Source organism: Desertivirga xinjiangensis (genome assembly GCF_024436435.1).
Lineage (GTDB): Bacteria > Bacteroidota > Bacteroidia > Sphingobacteriales > Sphingobacteriaceae > Desertivirga > Desertivirga xinjiangensis.
In genome coordinates this window covers 140,903-163,280 of sequence record NZ_JAFMZP010000002.1, presented here as the reverse complement: position 1 = coordinate 163,280, position 22,378 = coordinate 140,903, and the positions used below count along the sequence as shown (strand labels likewise).

The following is a 22,378-nucleotide window of genomic DNA, read 5'->3' as shown; positions in this document are numbered from 1 at the left end:
ACTAGCGTCTTAAAAAGGTTGTAGCAATAACAGCAGCCGCGGATATCGAAGCCACAATTAAAGGCATCAACCGGTTATTTCGGCTAATTTCCATGGATTTTGCTTTATCCGGCTCTACATATACTACGTCATTCTGCTTCAGATAGAAATAGGGTGAGCTCAGAACATCCTTTTTGTTTAGATTTACCCTGACCATCGTACGTTTTGCATTATTCTCCCGGATGATCAGCACATTCTCCCTTTTACCATAAGCAGTCATATCTCCAGCCATACCCAGAGCTTCGAGTAGAGTGATCTTATCGTTTGTAACAGTAAAAGTTGAGGGATTATTTACTTCCCCAATAACCGTCACCTTAAAATTCAGAAATTGAATATTGACGATGGGATTTTTAACATAGTTTTTCAACTCACGTGTCAGTTCTTGCTGAGCTTGTTCTATTGTAAATCCTTCCAGCTTTACATTACCAAGAACAGGAAAATTTATATTTCCGTTTTTGTTTACCCGGTAACCCACCAGCTCGTAATCACCGTTTCCTGCCGGTGTATTATAATTGGCGGCAAACAATACATTCGATTCAGCACTAGGCGAATTAACCGTAATATTTAACAAGTCGCTCGATTGAATCCTGGGTTCAATACTATTAATTATTATATCATTTCCAGCCCCTTTTTTAGTCATATCGCTGAAGTAAACCAGGTCCCTTTGAGGAGCACAGGCGGAGATAGAAAGTATGGAAAGAACTCCTATTTTTTTTAATGCTTTCAAGTAAATGTCTTTCATGTTTTTCAAATTGGCAGATTCAGAATTCGCTTTACTGAACACTCAAATGTATGTACATATGAGAAATAAAAACACTGATTTTTTAACTTGTAAATTGAAATGTATAAGCTTTACAAAGGGAATACGAACCTGTAAAAGCAATATTTACAGCGCAAAAAGAAATCGCCTTTTATATAGTACATGGCCATATTCCTGGCAACAAGAGAGTGTATAAGTGGAAGTAACAGCTTTGAAATATCCCGAAAAAAGTACTATTAGCGGTGTAGTTTTTGATAAAAAAAACGTCATGTCGAAATATTACAATATTGTAAAGATTTCTTAACACAACAAGAAACTATAGCTGGCAGAAACGGTGGTAAATCAATGATTAAAATTTGCAAGATTCAGCGTACGGAATGAGAAAAAAGAAGCCCCCTGGTCAGTAAGCTTATTCCACAAAAAAGCCTTTATCCGGGTCTTGGGTTTCCGGATAAAGGCTACATAATATCTGCTTAAACTGATTGGGAGTATATGTATATTCAATAGATCTGATTATAAATGGATCCAGTTTAACAGGATATTTTTGAAAGATTAATAACTTAACATTGATGATAGCGATGTATTTCGGCTTAAAAAGTCGTTGTGTTTCTCAAGCAGATCTATATACTTATCCCGCCAGTATTGCACTGAATTAAGCGAGGCTTCATCATTAATTTCTCCATCTCTGAAGTTATAGCCGCTGATCTTCCTGGCAGAGGTGTTCGCCAACTCTGGAAAATCCGTCGAAAAATCATGGTCCAGGACTTCTCCGATTTTGCTTATAATGTTTAGACTTAGATTTTCCTGCGTAAACCAGTTGTAAACTGATCTTCTACTGACGTTTAGTCGTCGGGAAAGTTCGCTGATACTAATGTTATCACGACGAATTACAAGTTCTACAATTTCTCCGTTATGCATATCGGTAAATTAAATGATTAAAGAAATGTTTTTAATAGCTTGTAAAAGAGTCCTCTCTCTCTTACAGTTAATCCTTGTTTGTTGATGTCTAATTAAAATAACCTATTGAAAGCTGAATGTAAAGACGTCCCTCCCCGGCGCATCTTTTTAATTCTCATTTTCTAATAAATGCTGTAATAAAAAAACACAGTTAATGTATTCAAATAAGTAAGCTGCTTACTAACATACGATATAGGAGAAAACAGATGTTTTGGAGAAATATGTAATTTTACTTTATTCATTTTCTAAAGGCTGTTATTGTCCGTATCCTGTTAGTTAACTCTGGAAAGCTAAGGGCACCCTGGGGGCCTTGCCTGGTCGTTGTAAAATGTTCTCATAGTTTGGTAGATTTGATTTTTATTACCGTAAATGTAATTAACTTTTAAGATACAAAGCAAAAATTTTACAAATTTGTAAAATATGTGAAGTTATTATACATTTATTAATGATACACGCATTCTAGTTTTAACAGATGTTTATAATATAGGTTAAGACAACACATCGTTAACACACAGCTAACTTTGTTCCTAAACTGCAAGTAAATTAATTTATGCTAGCTCTGCAACGTATGTTTTCTGAAAATCCTGTTGGTACAACGAATTACACGTGTTAAGAACTTCCAAAATTAAAACTTTGCCTAAACTTTCCTTAAAATTAAATTTAATATATTACAAATGCAACAGTTTGAAAAAATAGTGTGAAGTTTAAAATGATAAAAAAGCGGACAAAAGGATTGAAGTGGTCAGCAAAGAAATATTTATTTCAACGGATTTAACAGAAACATTAAATCTTCTCTGCTGAATAATTTAAGGTCAGACACTTCCCGGCTAAGCAAAACGTTGTGCAGATCTTTTTTACGCTGTTGTAATTGCAGCATTTTGTCTTCTATCGTACCCGGGCATATCAGGCGCACAGCAATTACTTTTTTGTCCTGCCCAATTCGGTAACTGCGATCGATTGCCTGGTTTTCAACAGCCGGATTCCACCAGGGATCAACCAGGAAAACATAATTCGCTTCAGTAAGATTTAAGCCTGTCCCTCCAGCTTTTAAACTGATCAGGAACACCCTTACTTCCTCATTATCTTGAAATCCGTTTACCGCTGCCTCCCGATCCCTTGTACTGCCCGTCAGATAAGAAAACCCGATCTCTCTGTTCAAAAGTTCTGTCCTTATAAGGTCGAGCATCGACACAAACTGGGAGAACACCAGTATTTTATGCGATACGGCCTTGTCCATTATCTGCTCTATCAATGTACTGATCTTTGAAGAAGAATAATCAGGCAGATTCTCTTCATTTAACAATAGCGGAGAATTGCATATCTGGCGCAAACGTGTCAATCCTTTCAAGACATGAATGGAACTCCTGGGTAGATCCTCGTTGCTTTGGGCGGAAATAAAGTCTCGGAATTCTTTTTCATAGGCATCATATACCTTTCGCTGTCCGGCGGACATTTCACAATAGAGAACCATTTCGGTCTTGTCAGGAAGTTCCAGAGCGACCTGAGCTTTCGTTCGTCTCAAAATAAACGGCCTGATCCGGTTCTGAAGCTCCTCTGTTCTCCTCCTGTCCTGGAATTTATCTATAGGTATCAAAAAGATATCTTTGAAATACCGTAAACTTCCCAATAAGCCAGGGCAGGCGAAAGATAACTGGCCATAAAGATCCAGGGTGTTATTTTCAAAAGGTGTACCGCTGATCACAATTTTATTCCTCGACTTTAACATAGCAGCCGCCCCGTAGCGCAGCGAATTCGGATTCTTTATGTTCTGCGATTCATCGAGGAATATATAATTAAATCTATAGCTCTTCAAAAATGCACTATCCGACAAGAGAGTTCCGTACGAGGTAAGGATCACCTCGTAGTTTTCAAACGAGCTCGTATCCTTTATGCGGCTTGAACCATAAAATGTAAGCACTCTGATTGAAGGAGCTAACTTTTCAATCTCCGCCTGCCAGTTAAAGATCAGCGAGGTAGGAACGACCAGTAAATTAGTATTTCTCCCTGCTTTTTGTCTTTGCAATAATATAAAAGCAATGATCTGTAGTGATTTACCCAATCCCATATCATCGGCCAGGCAGCCACCAAAGTTAAATTCATCAAGAAAATTCATCCAGTTTAATCCTTCTTTCTGGTAAGGACGAAGTACAGCATTTAGCCCTGTAGGCACTTCCACACTTTCGATCGACTTGAAGTTGCTCAATTTGGACCGGATTACAGCCAGTTCATCTTTAACGGCTTCATCCAGCACTCCATCCTCCCCCATCTCCTCTATAAGCTGGAAATTAATTTTGGGGATCTTCAGACTCGTCTCACCTCTGATCTCACCGGCCTGCAGGCAAGCGCTTAGTTTTTCAATCCACTCTGCCGGCAGTATACCAAAAGTTCCGTCATCCAGCTGAACATATTTATGTTTGTTCCTGACGGCTTTCTGAACCTGCTTTAAGGAGGCTTTCTTCTGCCCATACCTCAGCGTTAACTCTGCATTGAACCAGTCCAGACCACTTACTACGTTAATCGAAATCTTCGCTTTGTTAGGGTTTATTCTGCTACCTTTTAACTCATTGTACCCAAGAACGGTAATACCTTGTCCCAGCCATTCATCAAAAGCCGTCAAAAACCAATCTTCCTTCAGAAAACGGTCCTTGTGAAGGTAGAAATATAGCAGGCCGTCGTCAAGTTGTTCCTGGAAAAAGGGATGCTGCCTTATCAGCAGGGAAGTAAATTCGTCTTCATATTCGTTATTTCTCGTTATGGCGATGATGTCGCCCCTGCTACCCGGAGCATAAACCTGGCGCCGGCTCAAAACGGGCACTTCAACATCCCCATATTTCACTACCGGATTGATCAGCACATAGCTTTCCGAGTCTGACAGGTAAATGATCCTTTCAGGCTCCACTTCTTTCCCTGCACCTTCCGTTTTTGGCGCTTCCTGCTTAACCCAGGAGTACGAAATAGAAATACGGTCTTCAAGTTTATCGAGGATATCTTCCTTGAATCCAGTGAACTTCGACTTATGGATAATCAGGACCGAACCATTTTGCCTGAAAAAATCAAAGACATTAAGTAGCTGCAGATCTCCGACCAGGTGGAGCCTACCTCCCATCTGAATAAAGTAGCCATGCTTGAAAACCAGATCCTGGAGCAAATACAGCTGCTTGTCTATCTGTACTTCAACATGGATATGATACAAGCCCGACTTCTCACAAACCGATGCCCTTGCATCGGTAATAACGGAGCCTAAGGTAATGGGACTTAAGCTGGCTGCGTTTACTTTTTCGGAGATTTCCGGATCGTGCTGATAAAACTTAAGTGCAAGCGGGTTTTTAAAAACTGATTTCAAAGCATGAATGTCGGATTCCGACCTTTCCCGGGTGTGATTGTTCTGAAACCAGGTAACTCCTGTATAGAACTTCAGTTCTTCCTGTCCCTGTGTTTTCCAGATCTGCGTCTGAGGATCTACCAGGGTCAGTGGATTTTTCAGTTTTCCAGCCAGGCTGGTACCTCCCTCATAAATATCCATGTTAAGATGCCTGTAAAACCTGTGCTGCCGGACCACGACAAATGGTTGCAGCCCCAGCTTCAGCTTGAATTTCAAAGGGATGTCAGTATTATCCCTTACAAAAAGGTTTTCCTTTAGGATTGACGTAGACTCTTTAGTAACCGGAAATAAACCTTGCAGCCTGGGCTTGATAACGGCCCTGCTATCAATATATTCAACCTGGAAAAAATCATCCGGCTGCTCTTCGTGCTGCAAACCATAAGATTCTGCTAACTTCCTTATTTTTTCCTGCCTGAATGCATCATCAAAAAACAACAGGTAATCTTTATTTTTCCGGATTGAATGAAGGGTTAACACCTGGTATCGGCACAACTTTTCATGCATACTGTTGCAGGTGCAGGAAAGCCCGATACTACCTTCTTGCTGGCAAACGCTTACTAAGGTACCTGAGGACGCCGAATGACTAAACGTAGCAAGGTTCAGCTGCATGGACACCACTTCGATGTCGTAGAATTTAAGTGGCGCGTAAACAATTTCGGCCGAATGATTCTGAATAAGCACTTCATCTAAAGAAGAAACGCGTACATTATTAAGTATATAAGTTTTAGCTTCTTTCTGGCTCATCTGTTCTTCTTATCATTCGCCCCGGATACAAAATCAAAGGCAAATTAAAACTAAAAGATCCAAAGTTTTAATTATACATCTTCAGTTTTTTTTAAACTTTTAGCAGAGATTATCTGGATATAGCAGAATGTAGATAAGAGTTTATTGAATTAAATAAAACTTTTTCGTATTTCCTTTGCTTTATCAATTCTATCTAATGACCTATGAACTTAGTACCAGTAAAGTATACCTACAACGATTTTATGGAGTTGGCAATCTTCTCCGATCTGACAACTGCGCTAAAACGTAATGATCGTATCCTGACTTCGAGGGATTCAGAATTTCTAAGCGTAAAAGAACTTTTGGAAGACCATAACATATCTTTCACTGCAAAATCAAAACGCGAAATTCAAATCATTCCAAAAGAAGAGCAGGTTAAATAAATCAGGATAAATAATATTGCGTGAAAATAAAAGCCTGCTAGTTAAGCCAGGCTTTTATCATTCTATCTTTTCCGTTTATATCCTTTTTATGCTCCGTGTTAAATCCTTTACTATGAAGCATATTCTCTGCCTCCCTGCCCATCGCCTCATTGATCTCCAAAAACAACAATCCTTTTGAGCTGAGGTGCTTTGCAGCGAAGTCGGCTATTGAATTGTAAAATAGAAGTGGATTATCGTCTGGAACAAAGAGCGCAGTATGCGGCTCATGCTCTAAAACATTTTTATGCATCTGCCTTTTTTCTGAATCCGTAATGTAAGGAGGATTGCTTATAATAAGGTTGAATGTAAGAGGCAGCAAAGTAAAGCGGGGACTCAAAATATCCGCATGAAAAAAATGCACCTCTGTCTGGTTTAACACCGCATTATTTATAGCGACCTCTATTGCTTCATGGGAGATATCGCATGCACTCACTTCCGCCTCAGGCAGGTTCTTTTTAATAGCAATAGGTATACAGCCGCTGCCGGTGCCAATATCGATCACATTGATCCCGAGCTCAGGATCCCTTTTCACGCTATCCAGCGCCCAGAACACCAGTTCCTCAGTTTCCGGCCGGGGAATTAACACACTGGAATTTACCTTAAAACGCAACCCGTAAAAATCAGCTTCCCCAAGTACGTATTGCAGAGGCACTCCAAACCGAAGTTCATCCAGTATCCTGATGAGCGAAGTTTCCTCCTTGAGTGTTATTTCATGACTTTTATGAAGAAGAATGTAATTCTTGGTAAGGTCACATACATGCTGTACAGCCAGAAGGGCAAGCGATTTTGCCTCGTCCTTATCGTACATCGGTGGCAACTGGTCGGTATAAATACTCTCTATTGCGGAAATTGTCATAGTGTGATAAGTAATAAATGTCTGCTTTATTTTAGTACAAGCTTAAGTAATAATCGGAAATGGCATTTAAAAAACATATTTTTTTACACTTTTGTTTAACATTAAAGAAAAAGATTTGGATCCCGAAAAATATATGCGCCGCTGCCTCGACCTGGCTCAGCTTGGCGCCGGCAGCGTGAGTCCGAACCCGATGGTGGGAGCTGTGATCGTGCACAAGGGCTTAATTATTGGCGAGGCTTATCACGAAACCTATGGGCACCCTCATGCAGAGGCGAATGCCATCAATGCAGTGCTTTCTAAGTATGGAGCCGCGGCTGCGACACTGCTTAGCGAATCGACCTTGTACGTAAGTCTGGAACCTTGCGCTCATCAGGGAAAGACCCCGCCCTGTGCCGATCTTATTATCCGTCATAACATTCCAAAGGTTGTGATCGGCTGCGCGGACCCCTTCGAGCATGTAAACGGACGCGGTGTTCAGAAGCTGCGCCATGCGGGTATTGAAGTTGTTGAAAATGTATCGGAGCATGATTGCAGGCACATGAACAGGCGTTTTTTTACACGTATAAGTAAAGAACGGCCTTACATTATTCTCAAATGGGCACAAACTGCCGATGCTTATTTCGCACCCCTCAATGGAGAGCAAAAATGGATCAGCTCCGCCAGTTCAAAAATACTTTCTCATCGTTGGCGCACCGAAGAAGATGCCATTTTAATAGGAAAAAACACAGCGCATGTTGATAATCCCAGGCTTAACGCGCGGGAATGGGCTGGCCGAAATCCTAAACGGATAGTTATTGACAGAAACCTGGAACTCTCATCCAGTCTGAACTTATTCGACGGAAGCCAGGAAACAATCGTTTTTAACGCTATCAAAACAGAGATCAGCAACAACATTAAATACTTGCAGCTTGAAGATTTTGACCATTACCTGCCCCAATTGATCTGCTACCAGCTATATTTAATGGACGTGCAGTCGCTGATCGTCGAAGGAGGAGTTAAAACACTGGACTTGTTCATTAAAGCAGGTTTATGGGACGAAGCCAGGATATTCATCAGCGGCGACTATTGGAATGAAGGCCTTAAAGCACCAGAAGTTAAAGGCAGCCGGAGATCAGAAACTAAAGTTGGTGCAGATATCCTGCGAATATTTACTAATAACTAAATAGCTAGACATGCCTGTATTACATTATGGTACCGCGGAGGTACAAAAGCCAGCCGAAGGACTTGAACGAAGATTGGTGAGCCTGGAAAAGCTCATGACAGCGGTTCTGGATTTCAGTAACGGACCACAAGCGGAGCCCGATCCAATGCATTCTCACCCTCACGAACAAACCTGCTATATTGCAGCAGGAGAAGTCCTGTTCTTCATAGAAGACGAAGCTCCTGTCCATCTTAAAGCCGGAGACATGTTTTATGTTCCATCCGGAAAACAACACGCCATACAGCTGCTTACCCAAACAGCAAGGTTAGTAGATAGCTTTTCGCCGGTGCGGGAAGATTTTTTAATTTCTTAGTAACCACAGAGCGCAGAGACGACACGCGCTGTCCTTATTCCGTAGCTTGGGTCCAAGCGCGCCAGGGACTAAGGATTAAACAATAAAGAGAGTCTCTGACTCGTTAGGCAATAAACATAGCGCTTTATCGAGTCTGAGACTCTTTCTCATTTCTGAATCCTTAGTGATCCTGCGGAACACTTAAGACAGACGGAGCATATCGACTCCTTGCTAGCACACGCGTGCCGCGTGTGCTAAATTACCACCCATCTCAATTTCCCTCCATCGTTAACAAACCTTACTTGCAGAACTTTGTCTATTAGAAAAACTATTATAATACATATGCCTGCATTCAAAACCCATTTCCCTGTAAAAGGTGTACGCACAGACGTCACCGTTACCCAGGTAGAAGATAATCTTTTCGCAATAGAGCTCGAAAGCGCCAACGCTTTCGACGAAGACAAAGACCCTAAAAATGAAACAGTTGTAAGCCAAAAGGAACCCAACCTTATCGTGCAGAAAACTAAAACCAGCGGATGGGTTATTTTAGACGAAGGCTCCTTTGACCTTGACCACAACGACTTACAGGAACTTGGCAAGGCGATCGAAAACGATTATCCCGGATTACTTTAAACCAAAGGAGGCCTGTGAACTGGAAAAAGCTTTTTAAAGATTCGGTATCAAACATTGAAGAACAGTTTGACGACATCACCTTCAAACTTAGGCGACGACTCAAACTAAACGACCCAGTCCAGATCGTCCCTTACAGAAGCTACGGCACAACAAACCGTTTATATCTAAAAGGTCGCGTTTTGGAAGACAAACTTCTCAAAAGTGCCTCAGATAAGGACACCATCTTCACGAATCTCTTAAACATGTACAAGCGCTTCGAAAGCGACGAAGTTCCGGGCGCCTTATTAAAAGTATCTTTTCAGGACCAGACACATCAGGTCATAACCGACGAAGAGGGCTACTTCTTGTTAAATCTGGCCCCGTCGCAAGTTCTTCACCTGGATGATATCTGGCACAACATTGAAATCGAGCTGGAACACGCCCCCATTCCTTTTGAAACAAATATAAAAACCAGTGCAGAAGTGCTGATCCCTCCCTTCGATGCAGAATATGGAATTATCAGCGATATCGACGATACTATCGTAGAAACTTCAGCCACCAACGCACTGAGAATGGCCAGGACTGTTTTCCTGAATAATGCCAGGACCAGGCTTCCCTTTGCAGGCGTCTCCGAATTTTATAAATCCCTGCAACTGGGACGAAACGGAAAACGAAACAACCCTTTCTTTTACGTTTCCAGCAGTCCCTGGAACTTATACGATCTCCTGAAAGACTACCTGGACCTGAATGAAATACCCGCAGGACCCCTGCTGCTGAGAGATTTTGGGCTGGAAGAAAATAAATTTATCAGCAGCGGCCATATGGGCCATAAGTTTAAAGAGATCGAAAATATACTCCTCACCTATCCACACCTCAACTTTGTGCTAATCGGTGATAGCGGACAGGAAGATCCGACCATTTACCAGGAAGTTGCAAAACAATATCCCGGAAGAGTTCTGGCCATTTACATCCGCGATGTGCAGCTGGCACATAGAGAGAAGATCGCCCTTGAAATAGCCGAAAAGACGCGTACAGAAGACCTGGAAATGCTGATCATAGACAATGCCGCCCAGGCAGCGGAACATGCAGCAAAGATCGGACTTATATATACAGAAGCACTGCCTGCAATTGAAACGGAGAAAGAGCTGGATAAAGGTACTCTACCTGGTAAAGAAGAAGCAAGCTTGCTAGAGTAATTCAGAACCTTTATGGAAATTCGGTCCTGGCTGCATCAGGTTATTATAATCCTTAAAGCAATGGCCGAATTAAAATCATCCGGAGGAAGCCTTAGAGGCCGAAACCAATCCAGAAATGTATCGCTATCTCCAAGGGTAGACATGACTCCGATGGTCGATCTGATGTTCCTGCTCATCACTTTTTTCATGCTGACTACCACCTTATCTAAACCAGTGGCTATGCCCCTGGCAATGCCGGTTAATCCGGAAAGCGAACCAAACACCAGGGTCCCCGAAGACCGCACCATGACAATATATATTGGCAAAGAAAACAAACTGCACTGGCTGGTTGGCAACAGCGCTAAGCCGCTCGAAAGCTCCTCAAATGATGGATTTCAACGCAACACTATCCGGAACACTCTTCGCGCCAAAAATATTGAAGCAATTAAACGAACCGGGGATTCCAGCAAAGGATTGATCGTAATTATCAAACCCAGCGACAAATCAAACTATAAGAACCTGGTTGATCTGCTAGATGAATTGAATATAAGCCAGATCAAGAGCTATTACATTGTAGATCTGGTTCCGGGGGACACAGAGATCATGAAAAAAGCGAGGGTGTATTAAGGGGAGTATTGTTATGAAGCGTAAAAATTGGGAGATTGGACAGAAATTGCTGTCTAGCCTGTATCCGGTTTCTTGGCACATAAAGCTTTTCATAATCAACGTAGATTCTTGAAAGAAGCCTCCCAAGGATAAAGCGGAAATTTGGGGGATGTTCTTTCCTTCGTCATCCTGAACTTGTTTCAGGACCTCTTGCTTAAGCATGTCCTTTATAATCCTGGAGTTGCCGAATCCTGAACTTGATTCAGGATCGGCATGACGACCGTTTTAAAAAGTTTGGCATTAATGCGCTTAGCCGACCCGAACTTTCCACTTGATCCCCTCCCAACTTTTTCAGCTTGATTCGATGTTAAACAAAAAAACCTATAAGGATTTCAACTCCTTATAGGTTTTCGTGAGTAGGTTCAAATTGAACTTATGCTTTCTTCACATTTACAGCCTGTAAGCCTTTGCGACCTTCAGCAACTTCAAATTCAACACTGTCGTTATCACGAAGTGCGTTTACCCCACCCTGAATATCTTTAAAATGTACAAAGATTTCTTTTCCGTCTTCCTGCGTGATAAAGCCATAACCTTTTTCGGCATTGAACCATTTAACTTTTCCAGTTTTCATAAAATATTATAATAAAATTAGCATTAAATCACCGTTATAAAAGTATACTGAAAAAGAAAGGGTATTTATAATTCAGGTTATATTTAAAAACTGGAGATTTATATCAAACATAGATATTTTTTTTACAAAAGCAATTATTCATTGTATAAAAATTTCCTCCGGTTTGACAATGATTAAACTCAGATTTACGGTTGATATAAACAACCGTAAATCACAAGATTCTTATTTATTTATCCGGTTGAGGAGTAAAACGCAGATATGGTTTCACTATACGGTGCCCCTTCGGAAAACGCGCCGGAATATCTTCCGTCTTGATTGCCGGAGTAACTACCACATCTTCGCCTTCTTTCCAATCCGCAGGTGTTGCCACACTGTAATTTGCTGTTAACTGCAGAGAATCGATCACACGAAGGATCTCCTGGAAGTTACGACCCGTAGAGGCAGGATAAGATATGATCAGTTTAATCTTCTTATCAGGCGCAATGATAAAAAGCGACCTTACTGTAGCTGTTTCAGAAGCATTTGGGTGGATCATGCCATAGGCTTCAGAAATTTCCTTGTTTTCATCTGCAATAAGCGGGAAGTCGACTTCTACACCCTGGGTTTCGTTGATGTCCTGAATCCATCCCTGATGTTTATCGATAGGATCCACGCTCAGGGCTAAGACCTTTACATTTCGTTTTTTAAATTCGTTATTTAATGCAGCGGTCCTGCCTAATTCAGTAGTACATACCGGCGTGTAATCTGCAGGGTGTGAAAATAACACTGCCCAGCTATCACCAAGATATTCGTAAAAATCAATTTCACCTAAGGATGTTTGTGCTTTAAAGTTGGGGGCGGTATCGCCTAATCGTAAGCTCATAGTATAAATCTTTTTAAGTTTAAGAAAATATCTAACTCTACTAAAGTAATAGGTTTTATTCTTATTCTGGCATACAATTTATAAAACTTATGTAAAAAGTTGTGGGCTTTGATTTACAAAAATGGGAGCGGCCAAACTACCGGAAAGCTTTTCATTGAACTTCCTCACTGTGTAGTCGCCGAGGACAGGAGTATCCTTCTCGTCGTGCTGGTGTAGAAAAAAATAGACCTCCTGCAGCCCCTTGTCCACCCAGCTGCTAATTCTGTCAACCCATGCATCGATCCTGACATAATCTGTGGGATGCAGGCCGTTGCCCACGAAGCGAATGAAGGCCTGAGGTGTGGTTAGTTCCATATGTACGCAATCCCTTCTGCCGCTGGCATCTGTAATAATAGCGCCTTTTTTTAAGTCTTTCAACATGCCGAAGAAGTCGTTCCTGGCAGCGGCGTCTTCAAACCATGCACTATGCCGAACTTCCACGAAGATCTCAAAATCATGAGGCAGGTACTGCAGGTACGCTCTCAATACCTCAAAATTAGCAGGACCAAAATTATCAGCCAACTGCAAAAATGAAGCACCTAAATATGGTCCAAATTCATAAATACTTTCAAGATAACGGTTAGTATCCTCCTCCGCATTTTTTAAACGGCGTATATGGCTGATACCCCGCGTAAACTTGGGGCAGAACTTAAAATCGGTCCTTACCGCCTCTGCCTTTTCTCTCCAGGTTCTGATCTGCTCCTTTTTAGGCATGTTATAGAAAACAGCATTCAGCTCAATAGAGTTAAAATGCTTTACATACTCATCTAAAAAAGTAGCCTCTTTCGTTTTTGGAGGATAAATAAGGCCCACCCACTCTTTTCTTCCCCACTTTGCGCAACCTATATAGATCTGTGGTTGTGCAGGCTTACCCGCCTGTTTCAAAACCTCATTTGTAAATAGAGAATCGGCGGGAAGAGCAAACTGAACCTCTGGCAACTGCTCTTCGGGTATCTTTCCAAAATCCATAGATAAAATTAAGTAGTAATATTAAACAATACTAAAGAATATTAAAGCTACGAATACAAAGTGCACAAAAAAAGGGAACCGTTTTGGGTTCCCTTTTTAATTTTTTATTGCTGGTTTATTTTACTGCATCAACAATTGCTTTGAAAGCTGCAGGCTCATTCATCGCTAAATCAGCTAATACCTTACGGTTTAAACCGATTTCTTTAGCAGCTAACTTTCCAATTAATTGTGAGTAAGATAATCCGTTCTGACGAGCAGCAGCGTTAATACGCTGAATCCATAATGCTCTGAACTCTCTCTTTTTGGTTTTACGGTCACGGTAAGCATATTGCAAACCTTTTTCAACCGTGTTTTTAGCAATAGTGTAAACTTTGCTTCTTGATCCGTAATAACCCTTGGCTAATTTTAAGATCTTTTTTCTTCTGCGTCTTGACGCAACTGCGTTAACCGAACGTGGCATTTGTTTTGATTTTTGGCGGGCGGCGCTGCGTTTCTCAGCAAACTTACAACCGAAGGCCGGGTTAAAATTTAATTAATTGTCTGAATCCTTAATTTAATTCAGACATAACCTGAATAATGCAGGTCTTACTTTCCGATGCAAAGCATACGTTTTACGTTACCCATGTCACCATCTGATACCAGACTTGATTGACCTAAGGCACGCTTACGCTTAGTAGACATCTTAGTTAAGATGTGACTCATGAATGCATTCTTCCTCTTAACTTTACCTGTTCCAGTAAGCTTAAAACGCTTTTTAGCACTGGAATTGGTTTTCATTTTTGGCATAACCTATTTATTTTGACCTGTTAATTATTTCTTACCTGTTTTGGGACCAACGATTAAAAACATTCGTTTTCCCTCTAATTTCGGCAACTGCTCTACTTTTCCCACCTCTTCAAGTGCTTGTGCAAACTTCAGCAAAAGAATTTCCCCTTGCTCTTTATACACAATGGCACGGCCTTTAAAGTGAACATAAGCCCGAACCTTTTCACCATCTTCCAAAAAGCTGATCGCATGCTTCAGTTTAAACTGGAAATCGTGCTCATTGGTGTTAGGCCCAAAACGGATCTCCTTTATCACCGTTTGTTTAGCATTTGCTTTTATCTCTTTAAGCTTCTTCTTTTGCTCGTAGATAAACTTGTTATAGTCAATTACTTTACAAACCGGAGGATTCGCGTTTGGAGAGATTTCAACCAAATCAAGTTCCTGTTCTTCAGCTATTGCACGTGCTTCGCTCAAAGAAAACACACCTTGTTCAACATTCTCACCGACCAGACGTACCTGCGGTGCCCTGATGAACTCGTTAATATTGTGTTCAGCCTCTTTTTTCTTAAACGGAGGTCTTGGCCCTCTGTTAAAACCTGGTCTTCCTAATGCCAAATTTGTTTTTTATTTAAACGGTTATTTCTGTAATTAATTGACTCTTAAATTGTTCTGCTGTCATACTTCCTAAATCGCCCTGGCCATGTTTCCGTAGTGAAACTACTCCTTCCGCCATTTCTTTTTCACCAATGATCAGCATATACGGGATCTTTTTGACCTCCGCATCCCTGATTTTCCTGCCGATTTTTTCATCCCGCAAGTCAATCAGCCCGCGAATATCGGAATTATTAAGGGATTCCAAAACTTTTTTTGCATAATCTTCGTACTTTTCAGAAATAGGAAGAACGATAAATTGCTCCGGACTTAACCACAGAGGGAAGTTTCCGGCACAATGCTCTATCAGCACCGCTACGAAACGCTCGAGGGAACCAAAAGGCGCTCTGTGTATCATTACCGGACGATGTTTCTGGTTATCACTTCCGGTATACTCCAGTTCAAAGCGCTCAGGTAAGTTATAATCCACCTGGATAGTTCCAAGCTGCCATTTTCTGCCTAAGGCGTCCTTTACCATAAAGTCTAGTTTGGGCCCATAAAATGCAGCTTCTCCGAATTCAACCACTGTCGGCAGCCCTTTTTCAGCGGCTGCTTCAATAATGGCAGTCTCGGCAAGCCTCCAGTTTTCATCCGATCCAATATACTTAATAGTGTTTTCAGGATCACGCAAAGACACCTGTGCTATATAGTCATCAAAGCCCAGGGATTTGAAAACGTATAATACCAGGTCAATTACTTTTTTAAATTCTTCTTTTACCTGATCCGGACGGCAGAATAAATGCGCATCGTCCTGAGTAAAACCACGAACCCGGGTTAAACCATGCAGCTCCCCACTTTGCTCATAGCGGTAAACAGTACCAAATTCAGCAAAACGGACCGGCAGGTCCTTGTAAGAACGGGGTTTAGTCTTATAGATCTCGCAATGGTGAGGGCAGTTCATCGGCTTTAAGAAAAACTCCTCTCCTTCCTGCGGCGTCTTTATTGGCTGGAAAGAATCCGCACCATATTTATCATAATGGCCGGAAGTGATGTATAAGTTTTTATGGGCGATATGCGGGGTAATTACCTGCTCGTAACCTGCTTTTTCCTGGGCCTTCTGAAGGAACCTTACCAGTTTTTCCCGCAGAGCAGTTCCTTTAGGCAACCATAATGGCAGCCCCATTCCCACCTTCTCAGAAAAAGCAAACAACTCAAGCTCTTTTCCAAGCTTGCGGTGATCACGCTTTTTAGCTTCTTCGATCATCTTAAGATAATCTGTTAGCTCACTTTGTTTTGGAAAAGTTACGCCATAGATACGGGTCAGCTGCTTGCGGCTCTCATCGCCACGCCAGTAAGCCCCGGCCACGTTCATTAGTTTTACAGCTTTGACGAATCCTGTATTCGGGATATGCGGTCCCCGGCAGAGATCCGTAAACTTACCTTGTGTATAGAAAGTTATAGAACCATCAGGAAGATCCTTGATCAGGTCCAGTTTGTATTCATCGCCCTTTTCATTGAAGTAAGCTTCAGCATCTGCTTTGCTCACCGGTTTTCTCACAAACTCTGACTTCGTTTTTGCCAGCTCCATGATCTTATCCTCTATTTTCTTGAAATCGTCGGAAGAAAAGTCGCGGTCGCCGAAATCTACATCATAGTAGAAACCGGTCTCGATAGCGGGCCCGATACCGAACTTCGTTCCGGGATATAAAGCCTCTAGGGCTTCGGCCATGAGGTGAGCCGATGAATGCCAGAAAGTTGATTTGCCCTGGGTATCATTCCAGGTCAGCAATTTAACGGTCGAATCCGTTTCGATCGGACGTGCAGCATCCCAAACTTCGCCGTTCACTTCGGCAGCTAGTACGTTTCTTGCTAATCCTTCGGATATTGATAATGCAATTTGATAGGATGAAGTTCCTTTTTCATATTCACGAACAGAACCATCAGGAAGTGTAATATTAATCATCTACAACTATGATTTAATTAATGTTGAACAACCGGTACTATTCCGGCTGGCTGGCAAAAATAGGATTTTTTTTCAAGCCTGCAGTAGATTCTGTCAACTAAGGCACACGCAAACATGCCTCCGTGTCTCTCTGTATCCTCCGCGTTCTCTGTGTTGAAACTATACTACTCAATTTCAAACCTGATCCCCTGCGCCAGCGGAATACCCCTTCCATAATTGATAGTAGTCGTCTGCCTCCGCATATACACTTTCCAGGCATCCGACCCTGATTCCCTGCCTCCGCCCGTTTCACGTTAGCTATCCCACAATCAGAGCCCGCAGCCGATAAAAACAACTCTGTCTCTCTCATATTTAAAGACATAATTGAAGAAGCAAGCCCCTGGGAAACCGAATTCTGCATAGCTATCGCTTCCTCAATAGAGTCATACTTCATAATATAAAGTAGCAGCGCAAAAGTTTCCATATCTACAATAGGCAAACCACTGCTCACTTCTGCAATACAGGGTTTAACATAACAACCACTCTCAAAACCCTCACCTTCCAAAACACCTCCGTCAACAATAAATTTCCCTCCCTGCAGTTTACATGCTTCAATCGCATCAAGGTAGGTTTTCACCGCATCCTGGTCTATGAGCGGCCCCATATGAATATTTTCATCCAGGGGATCGCCCACTTTCAATTGCCGATAAGCATGGACAAGTTTTTCGCTAACTCTGAATATACGGAAGAATGAATGATCAGGCGACGCGTAGAAGTGCAGCGTTGACCTGCAGTCCCCACAGCGCCGAACACCGAGGCCTGCAAAGCCATATCCAGATCTGCATCAGCAGAAATCATTATAGCATTATTACTGCCGAGTTCAAGCAGGCTACGTCCCAGTCGATGTGCAACAAGCCCGGCCACACTCTTTCCCATAGCCGTTGATCCCGTGGCAGACACTAATGCGACCCGAGCGTCCTTCGCCAGCCACTCGCCAACATGCCTGTCGCCGTTAACAATCGACGAAATTCCTTCGGGCATGTTATTTTGCTTAAATACATCAGCTACGATCATCTGGCAGGCAACAGCAGTAAGAGGTGTTTTATGGGAAGGCTTCCACATGCATACATCGCCGCAAACCAGGGCAATCATAGCATTCCAGGCCCAAACCGAGATTCGGATGAATCCAACCATTTTTAGCTCCTGTCCCAACGCCCGGATTTATATGTTCCAGTTCTAAGCCTGTTAAAAAGTCCATTTTTTATCCTCAAAACTAAATTTAGCAAAAAATTTGCCCCAATAGCAAGGAACTCTTATGTTGGTGATGCGATAAACCTTTTTGTTAAAACACGGTTATTAAACCGTATAATTTCAAGTCCAAAGGTAATTAATCAATTAAATGAAGGCAGATAAAAGATATATCTTATAACTTCGCCTCATTAGTCTATTGGCAAATAATATATGTACTCAATCCCTCAATTACAAGATTTGATCAATAAGCAAATCGCAGAAAGCCGGTATCCTTCAGCTCCTGACGAGCTATACGAGCCAATACGCTATATCATGTCACTTGGCGGCAAGCGTATGCGACCTGTGCTCCTGTTAATGGCCTGCGATTTATTCGACGGCAGTATCATCAAAGCCCTGGATCCTGCAGTAGCCATTGAAGTGTTCCATAATTTCACATTGCTGCATGATGATATTATGGACAAAGCACCGCTTAGGAGAGGCAAGCAAACGGTGCACACGAAATGGAATGATAGCGTAGCTATTTTATCCGGAGATGTGATGCTGGTAAAAGCCTATGAACTTATAGCCAGGGTCGACGATAAAATTCTAAGGGAAGTATTGAGCATTTTCAACAATACGGCAACAGGTGTCTGCGAGGGCCAGCAAACCGACATGAACTTCGAGGCGCTTGATAGTGTTACCGTCCAGGAATACCTCGAAATGATCAGGCTTAAAACGGCCGTATTGCTAGCGGGCAGTTTGAAGATCGGAGCCCTGATCGGGAATGCATCACCCGAAGATGCTGAACATCTTTACACGTTTGGTGAAAACCTCGGTCTCGCTTTTCAGCTGCAGGATGACCTGCTGGATGTATATGGGAACCCAGAAAAGTTCGGAAAACAGGTAGGCGGCGATATTCTTGCCAATAAAAAAACCTTTTTGCTAATTAAAGCGCTCGAGCTTGCAGAGAACCTGGAAGAGGAAGAGCTTCATTACTGGCTAAATGAGGAGAACGCCGATCCTGAAACTAAAGTAAGGTCGGTAACCGATATCTATAACCGCCTGGGAGTGCGCCAGCTGGCTGACGAACAAATGAATGAATTTGCCGAGAAGGCCTTATCGGCACTCGAAAAAGTAAATGCCGGCGATGATAAGAAAAAAGCGCTGCGACACTTTGCCGAAGAGCTCCTGGTAAGGGAAAACTAGGACCTGTCACCCTTAAACTGGATCAAGCGGAAAAGTTGGGGGCGGCTAAGCGCATTAGTGCCAAACTTTTTAAAACGGTCGTCATGCTGATCCTGAATCAAGTTCAGGATTCGGCAACTCTTGGACTATAAAAGACATGCTTAAGCAAGAGGTCCTGAAACAAGTTCAGGATGACGAAAGAAAGAACATCCCCCAACTTTTCCACTTGATCCCTTAAACTGGAGACTAAGCGATTCTGTCCGCGAGAGTTAGCAGAGCGCTCTCCGGATCTATCAATGAAAAGAGTCTCTGACTCGCTAAAGCATCAAAATTTTCCTTCAAACAAGAAAAGCCCCGTTATCTAACGAGGCTTTCTTTATCTATTAAATTCTTAGTACTTACTATTCTGCAACAGCAGCTACCGGAAGAACCGATACGTAAGACTTGTTATCTGCTTTCTTTTTGAAAACGACTTGTCCGTCGATCAACGCAAATAAAGTATGATCTTTACCTAAACCAACGTTTTTATCCGGATGATGTTTAGTACCACGCTGACGTACGATAATGTTTCCTGCAATAGCATTCTGACCACCGAAAATCTTGATACCTAAACGTTTGCTATGCGACTCGCGACCGTTCTTCGAACTACCGGCTCCTTTTTTGTGTGCCATTTTATTTTATTTTTAAGGGAATATCCCAAAATGTTTAACAATCTGTTTTAAATAAGTCTGCTGAAACAGACCTCCTACTATAAAGAGATACCAGTGATCTCAATTTTAGTGAATTGCTGACGGTGACCGTTTTTCTTTTTATAACCTTTACGGCGTTTTTTCTTGAAAACGATTACTTTATCTCCCTTTAAATGAGACACGATCTTAGCGGAAACCTTAGCGCCTTGCAATGCCGGAGCACCTACCTGGATATCACTACCATTTGCTGCTAATAATACATTGTCAAATTCAATACTAGCGCCCTCATCACCTTGTAATCTGTGTACAAAGATCTGCTGGTCTTTTGCAACCTTAAATTGTTGCCCTGCTATATTTACTATTGCGTACATTATTATGTATTTTTTTAAATGAGGTGCAAATATAGAGTTTTACTTTTTCAAACACAACCGCTTGCTGAATAAATATTTAGAAAATTAGCATATCTTTCCTGTAAACCAACCTGTACATCCGTTTACAATCTGATTTTCACAGATCTAAGCCACCAAATTAAAAATTATTTTTAGAAAAAATCTCTCATATGGCTCACATCTACCGACCCAAAATAGAATCCATCCAATGTTTAAGAGCACTTGCAGTTGCCCTTGTGGTATACACTCATATCATGGACAGTCCTTATAGTAACAACTCTATCCAAAAAAGCTATATGTTCCTTGAAAACTGGGGCGCTATCGGGCTTGATCTTTTTTATATCATCAGCGGTTTCATCATGACCATGGTAAGCGCTGCCTACATTGAGTCGGGAAACTGGAAAGATTTCATCACAAAAAGGATATTGAGGGTAATTCCCCTGTACTGGATATTGTCGGTCCTCTCCCTCAGTCTTTCTGCGTTCAAAGGGACGGCCCTGCATGCAGAAAAAATATGGAAGACCATATTCTTCTTCCCGGTATCCGGAAGCGAGTTTATATTTCCTGTGATTCCGGTTGGATGGTCCTTATCCCTTGAAGTCTATTTCTATATGCTTATAGCGATCCTTTTGAAAACTGCCGGCAAGAATATGTATCATTATCTTGTGGGTATATTACTCCTGCTTGCCCTGGCAGGAAACTTTAGCAATCCGCACGATCAATTGCTCAAATTTCTGTTATCTCCGCTGTTAATCGAATTTGCTTTCGGTATCATGGCAGGCCTCATATTTAAACAAATTACGTCCGAAAATTCCCCTGCGGACATTAAAACCAAGATCAGTGTTGCCCTACTGACTGCTGGGGGATTCGCCCTCATGCTTTGCTCTATCTTTACTGATTGCCATACCATCAGTGACGCAGCCATGGTGTCAGAAAACAGCAAGCTTGCTTTTCTAAGAGTGCTTGTATGGGGTGTACCCTGCATGTTTTTCTTAACAGGATTTGTGCTACTAGAGCAGTTGTTTAACTTTAAGATTCCGCGGTTATTCAGCAAACTTGGCGACTCATCCTACTCCTGCTATCTGATCCATACTTTATTGCTGATCCCGCTTTCAATCAAATTGTTTTTGTATTCAGGTATCGGGAACAGCGATCTGTTCATAATTTTTACATTGGTCTTTACCCTTGGGGGAAGCGTGGTTTTCTATAATTTCTTTGAAAAGATACTGAACAGCATGGTAATCAAAGCCTTTCACGCCAAAAGAATTACATCTGAGATATTCAAACCTGAATCAAAGGGCGGATTTTTAATAAAAAAAATCGTGAATATTTTTAGAAATGCTTCCTAAGAACAATAACATTTGGTGAGGCCCATTATTTAACCCTTATCAGTTTTTAAATGACTTTGATCTAGATCAATCGGTTCGGAGAACCTACGATTAGGGCTTCGAGTATGGATATCTCGAAGAGCCTTTAAAATAGAGTTCTGAATCAGAGCCCTTTGATTAAGTGTCATATAAAAAGAATCGTGTCTGAGATATTTGGCGCTGGATCAAGGCGGTTCTTTCTGATGAAAAAGCTTTTTAGCTTTTTTAGAAAGGTTTCCTGGATAAATGCACGGAGCATCGTGCTGACATAAAATATTGTGATCATGTTATATAATTTATTAGGTTAAACTTACTCTGTCTCTCCCATAAGGCGGATGGACAGGCCGTCGATTTCTTCAGCCACCCTGATCTGACATGCCAGGCGGCTGTTAAAGCTTGCACCCGGATGGTTCTCAAGAGTAATCAATTCAGCATCTTGCGGCTCTGGTAGATTATTACCACCATCAATAACCTGGCAATGGCAATCAGCACATAAGGCCATTCCACCGCATGTAGCACGTAATTTATATTCATATATTTTAAGTGTTTCCATCAGATTGAGATCAACCGTATCTGGTATCTCAATGACACGTATACTTCCATCTCTATCTTCAACTCTGATTCGTATCATAAA

Annotated in this window: 22 protein-coding genes and 1 pseudogene; 8 read left to right on the top strand and 15 right to left on the bottom strand. The window is 41.7% G+C overall.

All coding sequences use genetic code 11. The annotated features are described in order from the left end of the window. Position 1: 1 nt before the first annotated feature. The 3 genes from J3P37_RS05540 to J3P37_RS05530 form a co-directional block, all read right to left on the bottom strand. Positions 2 to 781, bottom strand: a complete 780-nt coding sequence (locus J3P37_RS05540) for a polysaccharide biosynthesis/export family protein (protein ID WP_256010047.1) — start codon at positions 779 to 781, stop codon at positions 2 to 4. Between the two features lie 570 nt (positions 782 to 1,351). Beyond that, positions 1,352 to 1,717, bottom strand: a complete 366-nt coding sequence (locus tag J3P37_RS05535; protein WP_256010046.1) for an HTH domain-containing protein — start codon at positions 1,715 to 1,717, stop codon at positions 1,352 to 1,354. Between the two features lie 796 nt (positions 1,718 to 2,513). Beyond that, positions 2,514 to 5,882, bottom strand: coding sequence for a DEAD/DEAH box helicase (locus tag J3P37_RS05530; RefSeq protein WP_256010045.1), 3,369 nt, complete (start codon positions 5,880 to 5,882; stop codon positions 2,514 to 2,516). Between the two features lie 203 nt (positions 5,883 to 6,085). On the opposite strand from J3P37_RS05530, the gene J3P37_RS05525 reads away from it, so the two are divergent. Beyond that, positions 6,086 to 6,304 (top strand): hypothetical protein, encoded by a 219-nt coding sequence (locus tag J3P37_RS05525; RefSeq protein ID WP_256010044.1) that lies wholly within the window; start codon positions 6,086 to 6,088, stop codon positions 6,302 to 6,304. A 37-nt stretch (positions 6,305 to 6,341) separates the two neighbouring features. On the opposite strand, the gene prmC is transcribed toward J3P37_RS05525, so the two are convergent. Then, entirely contained in the window at positions 6,342 to 7,199 is an 858-nt protein-coding gene (gene prmC, locus J3P37_RS05520; RefSeq protein ID WP_256010043.1) for a peptide chain release factor N(5)-glutamine methyltransferase, read from the bottom strand. Positions 7,200 to 7,332: 133 nt separating this feature from the next. Between prmC and ribD the strand changes: the two genes are divergently transcribed. The 5 genes from ribD (at position 7,333) to J3P37_RS05495 (ending at position 11,106) form a co-directional block, all read left to right on the top strand. After that, positions 7,333 to 8,361 carry a bifunctional diaminohydroxyphosphoribosylaminopyrimidine deaminase/5-amino-6-(5-phosphoribosylamino)uracil reductase RibD gene (gene ribD / locus J3P37_RS05515; RefSeq protein WP_439648953.1) on the top strand — a complete coding sequence of 343 codons (1,029 nt, stop codon included), beginning with the start codon at positions 7,333 to 7,335 and terminating at the stop codon, positions 8,359 to 8,361. Positions 8,362 to 8,371: 10 nt separating this feature from the next. Then, on the top strand, positions 8,372 to 8,713 hold the full coding sequence (locus tag J3P37_RS05510; RefSeq protein WP_256010041.1) for a cupin domain-containing protein: 342 nt from the start codon (positions 8,372 to 8,374) through the stop codon (positions 8,711 to 8,713). Between the two features lie 321 nt (positions 8,714 to 9,034). After that, positions 9,035 to 9,325 carry a hypothetical protein gene (locus J3P37_RS05505; protein WP_256010040.1) on the top strand — a complete coding sequence of 97 codons (291 nt, stop codon included), beginning with the start codon at positions 9,035 to 9,037 and terminating at the stop codon, positions 9,323 to 9,325. A gap of 14 nt (positions 9,326 to 9,339) precedes the next feature. Beyond that, the gene (locus J3P37_RS23060; RefSeq protein WP_256010039.1) at positions 9,340 to 10,500 is read left to right on the top strand and encodes an App1 family protein phosphatidate phosphatase; all 1,161 of its coding nucleotides are present in this window, start codon (positions 9,340 to 9,342) and stop codon (positions 10,498 to 10,500) included. A 60-nt stretch (positions 10,501 to 10,560) separates the two neighbouring features. Then, positions 10,561 to 11,106, top strand: coding sequence for an ExbD/TolR family protein (locus tag J3P37_RS05495; protein WP_256010038.1), 546 nt, complete (start codon positions 10,561 to 10,563; stop codon positions 11,104 to 11,106). A 412-nt stretch (positions 11,107 to 11,518) separates the two neighbouring features. Here J3P37_RS05495 and J3P37_RS05490 read toward each other — a convergent pair whose 3' ends face one another. The 8 genes and pseudogenes from J3P37_RS05490 to J3P37_RS05455 all read right to left on the bottom strand — a co-directional run. Further along, complete coding sequence (locus J3P37_RS05490) at positions 11,519 to 11,716, bottom strand: cold-shock protein (protein WP_256010037.1); 198 nt, start codon at positions 11,714 to 11,716, stop codon at positions 11,519 to 11,521. Positions 11,717 to 11,942: 226 nt separating this feature from the next. Beyond that, positions 11,943 to 12,578, bottom strand: coding sequence for a peroxiredoxin (locus J3P37_RS05485; RefSeq protein WP_256010036.1), 636 nt, complete (start codon positions 12,576 to 12,578; stop codon positions 11,943 to 11,945). An 87-nt stretch (positions 12,579 to 12,665) separates the two neighbouring features. Next, on the bottom strand, positions 12,666 to 13,586 hold the full coding sequence (locus J3P37_RS05480) for a DUF72 domain-containing protein (protein WP_256010035.1): 921 nt from the start codon (positions 13,584 to 13,586) through the stop codon (positions 12,666 to 12,668). A 115-nt stretch (positions 13,587 to 13,701) separates the two neighbouring features. Then, entirely contained in the window at positions 13,702 to 14,046 is a 345-nt protein-coding gene (rplT, locus tag J3P37_RS05475; RefSeq protein WP_256010034.1) for a 50S ribosomal protein L20, read from the bottom strand. Positions 14,047 to 14,171: 125 nt separating this feature from the next. After that, complete coding sequence (gene rpmI / locus J3P37_RS05470) at positions 14,172 to 14,372, bottom strand: 50S ribosomal protein L35 (RefSeq protein ID WP_256010033.1); 201 nt, start codon at positions 14,370 to 14,372, stop codon at positions 14,172 to 14,174. Between the two features lie 24 nt (positions 14,373 to 14,396). Further along, a complete protein-coding gene (gene infC, locus J3P37_RS05465) occupies positions 14,397 to 14,966 on the bottom strand; it encodes a translation initiation factor IF-3 (RefSeq protein WP_256010032.1) in 570 nt (189 codons plus the stop codon). Between the two features lie 13 nt (positions 14,967 to 14,979). Continuing rightward, positions 14,980 to 16,905, bottom strand: a complete 1,926-nt coding sequence (thrS, locus tag J3P37_RS05460; protein WP_256010030.1) for a threonine--tRNA ligase — start codon at positions 16,903 to 16,905, stop codon at positions 14,980 to 14,982. A gap of 164 nt (positions 16,906 to 17,069) precedes the next feature. Next, positions 17,070 to 18,060, bottom strand: a pseudogene (locus J3P37_RS05455) (aldehyde dehydrogenase family protein); the annotation flags it as partial. Between the two features lie 285 nt (positions 18,061 to 18,345). Between J3P37_RS05455 and J3P37_RS05450 the strand changes: the two are divergent. Then, positions 18,346 to 19,320: a polyprenyl synthetase family protein gene (locus tag J3P37_RS05450; RefSeq protein ID WP_256010029.1), complete on the top strand. Its 975-nt coding sequence runs from the start codon at positions 18,346 to 18,348 to the stop codon at positions 19,318 to 19,320. Between the two features lie 380 nt (positions 19,321 to 19,700). Here the strand turns inward: J3P37_RS05450 and rpmA are convergent, their stop codons facing one another. Both rpmA and rplU read right to left on the bottom strand, forming a co-directional pair. Continuing rightward, entirely contained in the window at positions 19,701 to 19,970 is a 270-nt protein-coding gene (gene rpmA, locus J3P37_RS05445; protein WP_256010028.1) for a 50S ribosomal protein L27, read from the bottom strand. Between the two features lie 77 nt (positions 19,971 to 20,047). Beyond that, positions 20,048 to 20,359 carry a 50S ribosomal protein L21 gene (rplU, locus tag J3P37_RS05440; RefSeq protein ID WP_256010027.1) on the bottom strand — a complete coding sequence of 104 codons (312 nt, stop codon included), beginning with the start codon at positions 20,357 to 20,359 and terminating at the stop codon, positions 20,048 to 20,050. A gap of 188 nt (positions 20,360 to 20,547) precedes the next feature. On the opposite strand from rplU, the gene J3P37_RS05435 reads away from it, so the two are divergent. Beyond that, on the top strand, positions 20,548 to 21,726 hold the full coding sequence (locus J3P37_RS05435; protein ID WP_256010024.1) for an acyltransferase family protein: 1,179 nt from the start codon (positions 20,548 to 20,550) through the stop codon (positions 21,724 to 21,726). A 328-nt stretch (positions 21,727 to 22,054) separates the two neighbouring features. Here J3P37_RS05435 and J3P37_RS05430 read toward each other — a convergent pair whose 3' ends face one another. Beyond that, entirely contained in the window at positions 22,055 to 22,375 is a 321-nt protein-coding gene (locus J3P37_RS05430; protein ID WP_256010023.1) for a 2Fe-2S iron-sulfur cluster-binding protein, read from the bottom strand. Between the last annotated feature and the right edge of the window lie 3 nt (positions 22,376 to 22,378).